This window comes from Pedobacter sp. D749 (assembly GCF_019317285.1).
GTDB lineage: Bacteria > Bacteroidota > Bacteroidia > Sphingobacteriales > Sphingobacteriaceae > Pedobacter.
Window position 1 is genome coordinate 5,359,168 of sequence record NZ_CP079218.1, and the last position, 12,901, is coordinate 5,372,068.

12 protein-coding genes are annotated in these 12,901 nt (G+C 38.4%); 11 read left to right on the forward strand and 1 reads right to left on the reverse strand.

Translation table 11 applies throughout. The annotated features are described in order from the left end of the window. Positions 1 to 150: 150 nt before the first annotated feature. Complete coding sequence (locus KYH19_RS22040; protein WP_132395440.1) at positions 151 to 330, reverse strand: hypothetical protein; 180 nt, start codon at positions 328 to 330, stop codon at positions 151 to 153. 1,324 nt (positions 331 to 1,654) lie between these two features. Here KYH19_RS22040 and KYH19_RS22045 point away from each other — a divergent pair. The 11 genes from KYH19_RS22045 (at position 1,655) to KYH19_RS22095 (ending at position 12,870) form a co-directional block, all read left to right on the forward strand. After that, positions 1,655 to 2,509 carry a UDP-2,3-diacylglucosamine diphosphatase gene (locus KYH19_RS22045; protein WP_219076794.1) on the forward strand — a complete coding sequence of 285 codons (855 nt, stop codon included), beginning with the start codon at positions 1,655 to 1,657 and terminating at the stop codon, positions 2,507 to 2,509. 20 nt (positions 2,510 to 2,529) lie between these two features. Beyond that, a complete protein-coding gene (locus KYH19_RS22050) occupies positions 2,530 to 3,519 on the forward strand; it encodes a glycosyltransferase family protein (protein ID WP_219076795.1) in 990 nt (329 codons plus the stop codon). An 830-nt stretch (positions 3,520 to 4,349) separates the two neighbouring features. Beyond that, the gene (locus KYH19_RS22055; protein ID WP_121285978.1) at positions 4,350 to 5,330 is read left to right on the forward strand and encodes a DUF6427 family protein; all 981 of its coding nucleotides are present in this window, start codon (positions 4,350 to 4,352) and stop codon (positions 5,328 to 5,330) included. Between the two features lie 155 nt (positions 5,331 to 5,485). Continuing rightward, on the forward strand, positions 5,486 to 6,220 hold the full coding sequence (locus KYH19_RS22060; protein WP_219076796.1) for a type III pantothenate kinase: 735 nt from the start codon (positions 5,486 to 5,488) through the stop codon (positions 6,218 to 6,220). Then, complete coding sequence (locus tag KYH19_RS22065) at positions 6,201 to 7,514, forward strand: OmpP1/FadL family transporter (protein WP_219076797.1); 1,314 nt, start codon at positions 6,201 to 6,203, stop codon at positions 7,512 to 7,514. The genes KYH19_RS22060 and KYH19_RS22065 overlap by 20 nt, the downstream gene beginning before the upstream one ends. After that, positions 7,514 to 8,086, forward strand: a complete 573-nt coding sequence (locus KYH19_RS22070; RefSeq protein WP_219076798.1) for a hypothetical protein — start codon at positions 7,514 to 7,516, stop codon at positions 8,084 to 8,086. The genes KYH19_RS22065 and KYH19_RS22070 overlap by 1 nt, the downstream gene beginning before the upstream one ends. A gap of 233 nt (positions 8,087 to 8,319) precedes the next feature. Continuing rightward, the gene (locus tag KYH19_RS22075; protein WP_219076799.1) at positions 8,320 to 10,404 is read left to right on the forward strand and encodes a SurA N-terminal domain-containing protein; all 2,085 of its coding nucleotides are present in this window, start codon (positions 8,320 to 8,322) and stop codon (positions 10,402 to 10,404) included. A 65-nt stretch (positions 10,405 to 10,469) separates the two neighbouring features. Beyond that, positions 10,470 to 10,985, forward strand: a complete 516-nt coding sequence (locus KYH19_RS22080) for a DUF2480 family protein (RefSeq protein ID WP_219076800.1) — start codon at positions 10,470 to 10,472, stop codon at positions 10,983 to 10,985. Between the two features lie 101 nt (positions 10,986 to 11,086). Continuing rightward, positions 11,087 to 11,860 (forward strand): DUF3108 domain-containing protein, encoded by a 774-nt coding sequence (locus KYH19_RS22085; protein WP_219076801.1) that lies wholly within the window; start codon positions 11,087 to 11,089, stop codon positions 11,858 to 11,860. A 2-nt stretch (positions 11,861 to 11,862) separates the two neighbouring features. Further along, positions 11,863 to 12,426, forward strand: a complete 564-nt coding sequence (locus KYH19_RS22090) for a DUF3109 family protein (protein WP_219078984.1) — start codon at positions 11,863 to 11,865, stop codon at positions 12,424 to 12,426. A gap of 231 nt (positions 12,427 to 12,657) precedes the next feature. Then, positions 12,658 to 12,870: a hypothetical protein gene (locus KYH19_RS22095; RefSeq protein WP_121285996.1), complete on the forward strand. Its 213-nt coding sequence runs from the start codon at positions 12,658 to 12,660 to the stop codon at positions 12,868 to 12,870. Positions 12,871 to 12,901: the final 31 nt, after the last annotated feature.

Here is a 12,901-nt window from a genome sequence, read left to right on the forward strand (position 1 = left end):
CCGCAGGATTCAATCTTGCGGGGCTTTTGTTGCCAGAATTTTTTGCAGCGGTTTCTTGCCACAGAAACATGGAATATCTACCTCGGTTTGTCATCCTGAGGGTTAATTAATTGTTTAAAATCAATATGAGTGACGTACAATTGTCTTCTCTTATCCTACGGTGCGGTCTTGCCTCGGCTCGCCGCCGCCGAAGGGCTCTTTCTTTTTGCTGTCAAAAAGACCAGCGGAGCTAGCTTGAATGCCATTGAAAACATAAAGACACATGAAAAAACAAAAAACACCGGCTGAAAATTTATTCATTTGTTGTTTATAACTTTCAGCTGCATTCATGAGGGCTTCGCCGTTTTCTTTCGAAGCTAGTAGGTTGGCTTAAGCAGTGCAACCTGAAAAATTTGTTAGGCCGGATTTAAGCAGAACGGGGATATCGTGCAATGGCCTAGCTCGGTGGAAATACTAAAGCAATTAAATTACTGATTAATAACGACTTATAAGATAGCGTCAATGATAGCGTAGTCGAAGGATCTTTTACGATAGGTTATACTTTAAAAATTAACGCTTGGTAGGGTTTTCGACTCCGCTCAGACTGACAAACAAATAAATTTATCCCTGGACCAGCACTAAACCGCTCTGTGCGTAGCGTTATGCATTGCGTCTCTATGGATACAAGAATAAAATTGAGGTTATAAATTCAATTAAAACGAGTCACAGACACGAACAAATTGCATTTCTGCTGCCCTGCCAAAAATTACAAAGCTCTTTTTTTGCCCGCTTCACCATAATTTTTTATATTAGGTTAATCAAAGCGATGATAACCCAAATCAATCCGTCTGATTAAAGATCCCCCCAAAAAAAAATCCAAGTCCACTTTTACGCCACCTTTACCCCACGTTTTAGCCACCTTCCGGCCAGGTTTGCCTGACACCTGCTTGCACACTGCTTAACACTTGCTTTGGTTGAGTGATGGCCCTGTTGGAGATTAGGTAGATCAAAGATTTGACTCGCTTTAGATCGGCAGGCTAACAATAGCTAAATAAAAGGTAAAGGGAAAGTTATCTTAAGGTATTGTTGGTGTATCACTGTGTCGGAGCAGCCTGGTTAAAGAAACAATAAACGGCTGTTCGGAGTTTTTTTATACTGTTGCTGATAAGTGTACCATTAATATTACTTCATTGCTGGCTTACATGTGCTGCTGGCGTGGGAATACATATTCAATGAATTTCAGGTATTAAATAAAACGACCTTTTTTTGGAATCTGTCAATGGTAGCGTAGTCGAAGGATCCTTTGGCAAGGAAAACTGTTGGATAATTCAGAATCTATCTCAACATTGACAACGGCGGTAATGACCAATGACTAATGCACTCTTGAACCAAACAACCCCTTCGGATGTCATTTTAACATACTTTATCAAATTGAATAATAATTTAACAATGTCGTAACATTTGTTTGATATACAGCGTCTTATCTTTGTAATGAAAAATCAGGTGATATGTTAGAGTCATTCTTTGCCGTATGTTTATTAATTGTTGTACTTTATTTCTTTAGCCCTTTTGAGGTAAAACTCGATGAGGAAGAAGAGTGGTAATACAACTAATTTATCTCTAAACTGCTTTAACCGGGCGGTAACATTACCCTTCCCCCTAAAATTTCCCTTTTATGGATAAAAGAAATATCGATGTAGTCGTAATCTCCGATGTACATTTAGGTACTTATGGTTGTCATGCAAAAGAACTTTTAAAGTATCTGAAAAGCATTAAACCCAAAACATTGATCCTAAACGGCGATATCATCGATATCTGGCAGTTTAGTAAAAGTTACTGGCCCGAATCGCACATGAAGGTGATCCGTAAACTGATGAAGTTCGTGTCGGAAGGTGTGCAGGTGCATTACCTGACCGGTAACCATGATGAGATGCTCCGCAAATTCGACGGAATGGAGATGGGTACTTTTCACCTTCAAAATAAGCTGATTTTAGAGCTTGATGGTAAAAAAGCATGGTTTTTTCATGGTGATGTGTTTGATGTAACCATGCAGCATTCTAAATGGCTGGCTAAATTGGGCGCGGTTGGTTATGATACGCTGATCCTTATTAATAGTTTTGTAAACTGGGTACTTACCGCATTTCGAAGGGAGAAAATGAGCTTTTCGAAAAAAATCAAAGCTAAGTTTAAAGATGCTGTAAAGTTTATAAACAGTTTTGAACAAACTGCAGCAGAACTGGCCATCGAAAAAGGTTACCAGTATGTAGTTTGTGGCCACATTCATCAGGCCGAGCAACGCGAAATTGTCACCGAAGAAGGAAAAGTAACTTACCTGAACAGCGGCGATTGGGTGGAAAGTTTAACGGCTTTAGAATATCAGGATAAAAACTGGACCGTGTTTAAGTATGAGCATCAACACTTTACAAAAGATCAGTTGGATGAGGGAATTCTTTCTGATGCTGAAGATTTAAAAAGTAAACTCGACATAAATATTCTTTTACAGAATATAAAATATGAAATTGCCCAATAATTTTAGATATTCGGGCACAAATGAAGATACTTTACGCAATACAGGGAACAGGTAACGGTCATATCAGCAGAGCGAGGGAAATTATTCCTTTGCTTCAAAAATATGGCGAATTGGATATTTTAGTGAGTGGTACCCAGGCAGATGTGAAACTCAGTCAGCCTGTAAAATACCAATTACATGGTTTCAGTTTTATCTTTGGGAAAAAAGGTGGTGTAGATCATTTTAAAACCTGGATGAGCATGAATCTTTTCCGTTTCAGGAAAGATATGAAGCAGCTGCCACTTAAAGATTACAATCTAATCGTTAATGATTTTGAGCCGGTGAGTGCCTGGGCCTGTAAGTTGCAAGGAATTGAATGTGTTTCATTGAGCCATCAGGCAGCATTTAAATCTAAAAAAGTACCGCGTCCAAGAACTTTGGATTGGGGTAAGCTTATTTTAAGCCGCTATGCACCTACAAAATACCACATTGGCTTTCATTTTGATCGCTACGATAGTTTTATTCATACCCCGGTAATCAGGGCAGAGATCCGAAACCTGAAAAGTGAAAATTTAGGGCATTATACGGTCTATCTTCCAGCCATTGATGATAAACGCCTGGTAAAGCTTTTTACACAATTACCTGAAGTTACCTGGCAGGTTTTCTCTAAACACAGCAAAGTTGCCTACCAGGAAGGGAACGTTTTTGTAGAGCCGGTTAATAACGAGAAGTTTAATAAAAGCCTGGCCACCTGCGAAGGGCTATTTACAGGCGGCGGTTTTGAAGGCCCGGCAGAAGCACTTTATTTGAAGAAAAAATTATTGGTAGCTCCTATGCGTTTCCAGTTTGAGCAGCAATGCAATGCTTATGCTTTAAAACAGTTTGGTTTGCCTGTAATTTGGGGCAGTACCAGAAACTGGTTGCCTATTATCAAAAACTGGGTAGAGAATCCTCAAGAGCATGAGTTTAATTTTCCGGATGAAACTGCGCAGATTATAGATGATATGGTGAAGAAATATGCCAGGGTTTAGTCGTGAGTCTTCAGTCGGCAGTCCGGAGTCGACTTTCTCGTTTATCATCCTAAGCGTAGTCGAAGGATCTGCAATGATGAATTAATTTACTTGATTGGCTTGGAAACGAATGCCGGTAGCTTTTGGCTTGTACAGCCCCGTCATTCGCTATAGCCCGATGCTAATTTAGTGCCGATTCATCGGTAAAGAATCGGGGCTGCCGCTACTCCCGGGTTTATTTAACGCAAAGCAGCGCTTTTGGGAAAGGTTAGCTATACACCGCCTATTAGTACATTCCCCTGTTATCTATTCTCTTTGGTCTTAGGTTTATTCTAATCTGTGGCACAGTTCTGCGTAATCTAAACCTGACAGGAGCGGGCACCGAACTTAGTGAGGTAAAGCGGATGGCGGGGCTACCGGAACCGAAACGAAAAGGAACCTGCTTTTCAAAAAATAACAGAGGCCACTTTTGTTTGTCAAACGGTCTTCGACTACGCTCAGACTGACAAAGCTTTGAGTATCTTTAATAAGATGATGTTTTAATCTTTCCGCTTATTTTTAATCTGTGGCACAGTTCTGCGTAATCTAAACCTGACAGGAGCGGGCACCGAACTTAGTGAGGTAAAGCGGATGGCAGGGCTACCGGAAGCGAAACGAACAAGAACCTGCTTTTCAAAAAAAATAACACATTTGCTCCTCAGTATATACTTTTTTACCTGCCGCATGGTCTTCGACTTCGCTCAGACTGACAATTCTATAAATCCTCGCTTTAAGCTTTAGCCTTTCCGCTCTTCATCTTTCTTCCTTACTCTTAAATTATTTTCTTTACTTTGCCTACTCTTTAAAAAGGCATGATTAATCAGTTTAGAAAGCTAAATCCAATTAACCTCGTATTCTTGCTGGCATACACGTTCTTTCTGCGTATTGCCATTTTTCAGGAAACGCACGATAAGCTGAACTTTGATTTTTTGGAACCTTTTGCCCGATTGCTGATCAATGTAGATTTAGATAATGCCTTTACTCCCTATACCAATATTTTTATTGCGGCACTTTTGGTTTATGTGCAGGCATTAATTTTCAACCGGATTGTAAATAATCATAATTTATTAGCCAAACCCAGTTTCCTGCCAGGGCTGATGTTTATCACAGGAACGAGCTTGTTTATGCCTTTTATGATCCTAAGCCCGGCATTGTTATGCAACTTCCTGTTGATCTGGATTATAGATAAGTTTTTAAAACTGGGTAAGAGTGCGAATTCCATTACCACGGTTTTCGATATCGGGATGATTATAGGGGTTGGAACACTGATCTACTTTCCGTTTATGGCCATGTTGCTGATGATCTTTTTAGCGTTGTTGCTTTTCAGGTCATTTAATTGGCGCGAATGGGTGGCAGGCTTAATTGGTTTTATCACCGTTTTCTTTTTTTTGGCCGTATTTTATTACTGGAAAGATAATTTAAGCTCCTTTTACCAGATCTGGAAACCATTGGGTAATAAGTTTCCATCGGTATTTAAAATTAACTATAATGATTATTTGGTACTCATCCCGGTTACGGTAATTATTATATTGGCATCATTACAGTTGCGCGAAAATTTCTTCAGGAGTTTTATTAGCACAAGAAAAAGTTTTCAGCTGTTATTTTTCATGTTTATTGTTTCTGCAGCTAGTTTTTACCTGAAACCCGATTTCAGGACCTGGCATTTTTTGCTTTGTGTACCACCAGGATCGGTACTGTTGGCATACTATTTTAGCAATGCCAAAAAACGTTGGTTTTACGAAACATTGTTCGTTTTATTTGTGCTTTCAATACAGTATTTTCTGTTTGTTTAACCTTTTTTAACAAATAACTAGAACGAAACTTAACAAAGATTAATAGCTTTGTGGATGATTTTAGAATTAAAGCTTTTTTAGTTTTAATTAAGATGGATAAAAAATGGGGTCATTGGAATTTCTAAGAAAACATTATTTGCTGTGGGAGATTTTAAATGCGTAGGTTAAGCATTGATATTGGAAATTCTGCTGTTAAGGTTGGTGTTTTTGCAAATAAAGAAATTGTTCACCATCAGCGTTTCAATAAAATTGGGATACTTGATCTGGCTCAATTGATTGAGAAGTTTTCGCCGGCGAAGTCTATCATCAGTAGTGTTAACCAGGAAATCGGACCATTAGAAGTTTTTTTAAAAAAGCATACTGAGTATATCCGTTTTTCGACTTTATTGACGACGGGAGTACAAAATAGATATAAAACGCCAGCTACTTTAGGTCTGGATAGGTGGGCTGCTATTTTGGCTGCAAATGGCTTATATCCGGCAAATGCAAGTTTAGTGGTTGATGCGGGTACCTGTATTACTTATGATGTTTTAACCAGCGCTAAGGAATATTTTGGCGGCAGCATAAGTCCGGGTATTAAAATGCGGTTTAAGGCTGTACACGAATTTACCGGCCGTTTGCCTTTGGTGGAGTGGGATGCAAATGAAGGTATTGTGGAAGGTATTGACACACAATCGGCAATCAAGAACGGCGTTTTACAGGGAATAATAAACGAAATTGAAGGCTTTATCGGCCTAAATAATAAAAAAGAAAGTGCTCTGAAGGTAATTATAACAGGGGGAGATGCTAATTTTTTGTATAAACAATTACAAAACAGCATCTTTGCGCCTCAAATTATAAAAGATCCTTACTTAGTATTAAAAGGATTAAATGAAGCTATTGCAGATTAAAATGTACAAAAGAATAAATTATATTGCAGCCATACTCGTTCTAGTTTGTGGTTTAAGTGCTCAGGCGCAGGTTACCACTTCATCACCATATTCAAGATATGGGCTTGGAAATATAAAAGGATCTTTATTGCCCCAGTTTAGGGCAATGGGCGGAATTTCTACTGCTGTAAGCAAAGTTACCGGGTTTAATAACATCAATATGCAGAATCCGGCATCATATGCTGGTATTTCGTTAACCACGATCGATATTGGTATGAGTGCAAGTGTAACCAGCTTAACACGCAATAACCTAAGCGAATCAAGTTTCAATTCTACTTTTAGTCACCTGGCATTTGCAGCGCCGGTTACCAGAAGATCGGCATTGAGTTTTGGTATTTTACCATATTCAGATCTGGGTTATAATTACAGGAACACCGTAAAAGTTGATACCACAACCTTAAATCAACTTTATGAAGGAGAAGGTGGTTTATCAAAAGCTTATTTGGGCTATGGTTACCGTTTTGGCGACCATTTAAGGATTGGTGGTAACCTGGAATATATTTTCGGAAATCTTCAAACCAGCCGTGCTACTGAATTTAGTAGTGCAGGTTCTTATAATGCAAAACTTCAGACCAAAAATAGTGTTGCGGGATTAAGCTATTCTTACGGTATTCAGTACGATTTTACATTGGGTAAGAAAACGATTGTTACCTTAGGTTACTCTGGAAGCACTTCTGGAAAAGTAAACTCAACACTAACTTCTTATGCTACGCTGTATACAAGAGATCAGGATGGGAATGAAAGTACTGCAGCAGATACATTAAATACGGTAAATAACGGTAAATCTAATCTTACTTTACCCTTAACCCACAATTTTGGGATCGCTATCCAACAGAATGACAAGTGGTTAATCGGTGCCGATTTTAGAATGGGTAAATGGTCTGCAACAAGTATCAATAATGTAAACCAGGGTTTACAAGATAGCTGGGGTGCTTCGTTGGGAGGTCAATGGACGCCAGATGCATTTTCTTACAACAGCTACCTGAAACGTATAGATTACCGCATTGGTGTTAATTATGATAAAACTTATATTAAGATCGGTAATCAGGATATCAAACAAATGGGGGCATCATTAGGTTTTGGTTTCCCGCTACCTACTGCTAATGGTGGTACTGCATTTTATAAAATCAATTTTACAACAGAACTCGGACAACGAGGAACATTAAACAATAACCTGGTTAAAGAGCAATATATTAATTTCCATTTAGGTTTTACCCTAAACGATACCTGGTTCCGTAAGTACCGTGTTGATTAATGAAACTGAAAGCATTTTTATATGGTCTGTTTCTGGTGTTGCCTTTTTTTCTGGCTTCCTGTGGAGACGACGATCTAAAAAAAGCAAACTCAGTTTCGATAAATAAGACAATCCTATCCCGCGACCGCACTATAGGTGTGGATATTATCTACAGCGATTCTGCAAGGATCAAAGCTAAAGGTGTGGCTCCGATACTGGATAAGGTTACGCCCGCTAACGGGAGTACTTATCAGGAGATGATTAAAGGGGTAAATATCGATTTTTACAATCCTAATGGGACCATTGATGGAAATCTGATATGCGATTATGCCATCAGGAGAGATAATGAGCTCAAAACCGAATTCAGGAAGAACGTAGTGGTGAAAAGTAGTAAAGGTGATACCTTCTCCTCTCAGGAACTGATCTGGGATGAATCGAAGAAAATTTTCTATTCCAATCAGCGGGTGTATGTTAAGGGAGTAGACGGAAGTGTAGGAGAAGGGATAAATTTCAAGGCACCACAGGATTTTAGTACCTATGAAATGGATAGCGGAAACGGCGAATTGAATATGAAAGAAGGCGTAGCGCCTTAATTGATGTAAAATGTGGGATGTGAGATGGATGAGGGATTAAGCATCTATTGAATTCGCATTAGCTTTGAAGTCAATTTTAGTGATAAATATTACCTCTTCCATTTGCCATTTTACCTCTTCCATCCCCTTAATAATTAAGCGCTTGATAAATAAAATTTTGTGTTTTCTTTTTTAAGGCAAATTTGTATCTTGCGCCCTCTTAAAAAAGAACTAAATAAATTTATAATTACAATATGGGATTAATGACATTTTTGCGCAACCGTGCAGGCTATATTCTGGTCTTTGCAATCGGTTTTGCAATTGTTGCGTTTTTAGTAGGTGATGCAATTAACGTGGGTAAACCTTTTTGGTCGGCAAATCAAAAAGTTGTAGGGTCTATAGATGGTAACGACATCAATATTGATGAGTTCGGACCAAAGGTTGATCAGGGTGTAAACCAGATGAAACAACAATATGGAGGTAGTGCTAATGCACAGATGACTGCTATGGCTGTTGATCAGGCATGGAATGCAGAGCTGGCAAAAGTTTTGTTGACTAAAGAATATGATCGTTTAGGTTTAACCGTATCAGAAGATGAGTTGGTAGATTTATTACAAGGTCAGAACCCTAGTCCGTTGATTAAACAGTATTTTTCTAATCCTCAAACCGGGCAGTTAGATCGTGCAACCCTGATGAATTTTTTGAAATCGAAAGAACCTCAGGCTTTGCAACAATCTACCATGTTACAGGAGGAGATTAAAAACCAGGCATTACAAACTAAATATTCTAACTTAATCCGTAACTCGGTTTATGTAACTTCATTAGAAGCTACAGATGAATATAACAACCGTAACAAACTGGCTAACTTTAAATATGTAAGCTTAGATTATGCTTCAATTCCTGATAAGTCAGTTAAGTTAACTGATGCTGATTATTCGGAATATTATGATCAGAACAAAGCGCGTTTTAACAATCCGCAGGAAACACGTGCTTTTGAGTATGTTACTTTCAGCATCAGCCCAAATAAAGCAGATTCATTAGCAATCAAAGCTCAGGTAGATAAAATTGCCGCTGATTTTCAGGTAGCTAAAAACGATTCTCTTTTCGCAGCCATTAATTCAGACGTTAAAGTTCCATTCACTTATATCACAAAAGGTAAATTAGATCCGGCTGTTGATTCAGCAGTATTCGCTTTGCCTGCAGGCAGTTTTTACGGTCCGAAATTAAGCGGTAACTCATACAAAATTGTGAAAGTGGTTGCTACCCGTATCTCTCCTGATTCGGTAAAAGCAAGCCACATCTTAATTGATCCGGCTAAAGTTGGCGGCGAAGATAAAGCGATCAAACTTGCTGACTCATTAAAAGGATTAATTTTAAAAGGTGGTAATTTTGCTGAACTTGCTAAAAACTACAGTGTAGATGGTTCTAAAGATAAAGGTGGTGAGTTGGGTACTTTTGCACGTGGTGCAATGGTTCCTGAATTTGAAAATGCTGCTTTTGATGGTAAAACAGGAGATATTAAAGTTGTAAAATCTCAATTCGGTTACCATATTCTTAAAATCGAAAAACAGATCGGTTCTTCTAAGGTAGCTAAATTGGCTTATGTAGAAAAAGCATTAGCAGCAAGTAGCAAAACCCAGGCAGCTGCTTATAAAGCTGCGAGCAGTTTCTTAACAGATGTAAAAGGTAACGATTTCAGTAAATTTGCAGCCCAAAAAGGATTGAAAGTAGCTGTAGCTGATAAAGTAGCCGCAACACAAGGATTTGCTGCAGGTTTAGATAACCCACGTAAACTAATCCAGGACGCTTACGCAGCAGATAAAGGTGATGTTTTACCTGAAATTTATACCATGAGCAATGCTTACGTGGTAGCACGCTTAACCAACATCAGCCCGAAAGGCATTTTATCATTAGCTGATGTGAAGAAAGAAATTGAACCGATGGTAATCAACGCGGTTAAAGCCAAACAATTGAAAGAAAAATTAGCCAATGCAGGTAAGGGAAGTATCGATCAGATTGCGGCTAAAGTTGCCCGCCCGGTTAATCCTGTACAGAACGTAGTATTTGCTAACCCTGTAATTCCAGGTGTTGCACAAGAAAATGCATTGGTAGGTAGTGTATTCGGTTCACAGCCAGGCAAAGTATCTGCCCCTGTTCAAGGTGAGCGTGGTGTATATGTATTTACTGTTGATGGATTTACAAACCCGGCTCCAATTGCAAATATGTTTAAACAAAAAGAAAGCATGATGTTAAGTTTAGGTCAGCGTTCATTAGGATCAGCTTTCCAGGCTTTACAAGAAAATGCCAAGATAAAAGACAATCGTGTGAAATTCTATTAATTAGAAAATACGTAATTTTGTAACCGTTCCGATGATCAGTCGGGACGGTTTTTTTATTTAAGGCCATGGAAATTCAGGAAAACATCATAAATAAGGTTACCAATAGTGGTTTAATTACTTTAAACCTCGAAGATTTTTATCATAAAGGCGAGAGGGTAGTTTACGATATCGTAGATAATTTGTTTCACGGATTAATGCTGAGGGAAAAAGATTTCCGGGCATTTATAAAGGAGCACGATTGGGCACAATATCAAGATAAGAATGTGGCCATCACCTGCTCTGCAGATGCCATTGTACCTACCTGGGCATATATGTTGCTGGCCAATAAGCTAAAACCCTATGCTAATGAAGTAGTATTCGGGGACTTAAACACATTAGAAGCTGTTTTATTTACCAAGGCATTAGCTAAAATCAATCCCCAGGATTATGCAAACGAACGTGTCGTGGTTAAAGGGTGTGGCGAAATTGATGTGCCGGTTGCTGCTTATGTAGAAGTTACCAATCTGCTTACCCCGGTAGTTAAAAGCATTATGTTTGGTGAGCCCTGCTCTACTGTTCCTGTATATAAAAGAAAAGATTAAATTTTGGATTGCTTTTTGTATATCTTCATGCAGGAAAGAATTTATCCTATATTTTAGGAAATGGTTTTTCCCTGCAACACACACAAATGAGTACAAAAGCAATGAAAAAAATATTTCTAACTGTTACGGCCGGTTTATGCAGTCTCTTTACAATGGCTCAGGAACTTCCCCTGAAGAAAGAAGCTGTATTTCAGGAAGGTGAAGTTTTGCAATATAAACTAAGGTATGGGTTCATCACAGCGGCAGAAGCTACTATTAAGGTTACTAATTCTGATTTAAAGTTTGATAACAAACCTACCTACAAACTTACCGTTGATGCGCAGACCTCCGGAACTTTTGATGTGTTTTATAAAATAAGAGATCACTACGATTCGTATATCGATAAAACAGACCTTTTACCTTATTTCTACCAAGAGAATATTCGTGAGGCCAGTTATAAACGTCAGGATAAAGCGCGTTTTAATCAGGATGGAAAGAAAGTAGTTTCGAACAGGGGAACGTTTACCACGCCAACCAATCAGACTTTCGACCTCGTTTCGGCTTACTATTTTGCCAGGAGCCTGGATATAAGCAAAATCAAAGTCGGAAATAAGTTTAAACTGAACTATTTTTTGGGCGATGAAATTTCCGCACTTGAAGTAGAGTACGTAGGCAAAGAAACGGTTAAGAGTAAACTGGGCAATATCCGCTGTTTGAAATTCAGCCCGTCTATTAAGCCTGGGCGTATTTTTAAAAAGGATAGCAGATTATACCTTTGGGTAACCGATGATGGAAATCGGGTGCCTGTGAAGGCACAAGTAGAAATATTGGTGGGAGCAGTTACAATGGAATTAAAATCGGCCAGTGGGCTGAAATATGCTTTAGCAAAAGAATAATGATGATAGAAGTTGAACAGGTGCTGGTGCACGAAGATGTATTGAAGGAAAACTTTGTTTGTAATTTAAGCAAATGTAAAGGAATCTGCTGTGTGGAAGGTGATTCTGGCGCACCTTTGGATCATGATGAAAAGGCTGTCTTGGAGGAGATTTATCCGAAAATAAAACACCTGCTCAACGAAAAAGGTATTAAAGCGATTGAAGAACAAGGCGTTTATGTAGTTGATGAAGTTGGTGATTTGACCACCCCTTGTGTTGATAAAAATAAAGAATGTGCTTATGTGCTTTTTGAAGGCGGTATTACCAAATGTGCTATCGAAAAAGCATACGAGCAAGGTATCGTAGATTGGCAGAAACCAATTTCCTGTCACCTTTATCCTATCCGGATAACTAAATATCCGGAATTTGAGGTCCTCAATTACGATCGCTGGCATATCTGCCATGATGCCTGCACTTTTGGTCGCGAACTTAAGGTTCCTGTATACAGCTTTTTAAAAGGACCGCTTATCCGTAAATATGGAGAAGAGTGGTATAAAGAACTGGAAAGTTCAGTAGCTGCGATGTAGGTTTTCTTCCTTTGTTTGTCAGTATGAGTGGAGTGATAGTAAATTATTGATTAGGCTTACGATGCTTTATCAGACTTGGGCTAGCATCATTTAAACATATATTTCATTGGATTTTCACTATATCCTTCTTTTGAAACTTTATTTCTCCTGTTAAACTTAAGTAATAAGAATCCGAAACAATTTTCAATTTATAGGTTTATAGTTTAACTTTGTATTTCTAACTGAATATTTATGAGCAATATCTCTGATCCTAAACCGGTGAAAAAGGGTAAAAGGATGGGCAATGAACATAATAAATTTGAAGCGTCTTACACTCCCTTTTCAAAACACAAATTCGAAGGATGGCCTATTTTGTGGATTTTAATTGCCATATTTTTTATTTCTGCAATTTTATGGTATACAGGAACTGCGCCCCACCTAATTAAATGGATAGACAATAAATAAAGATGTATTTCAAAAATAATATAGGCTAAAT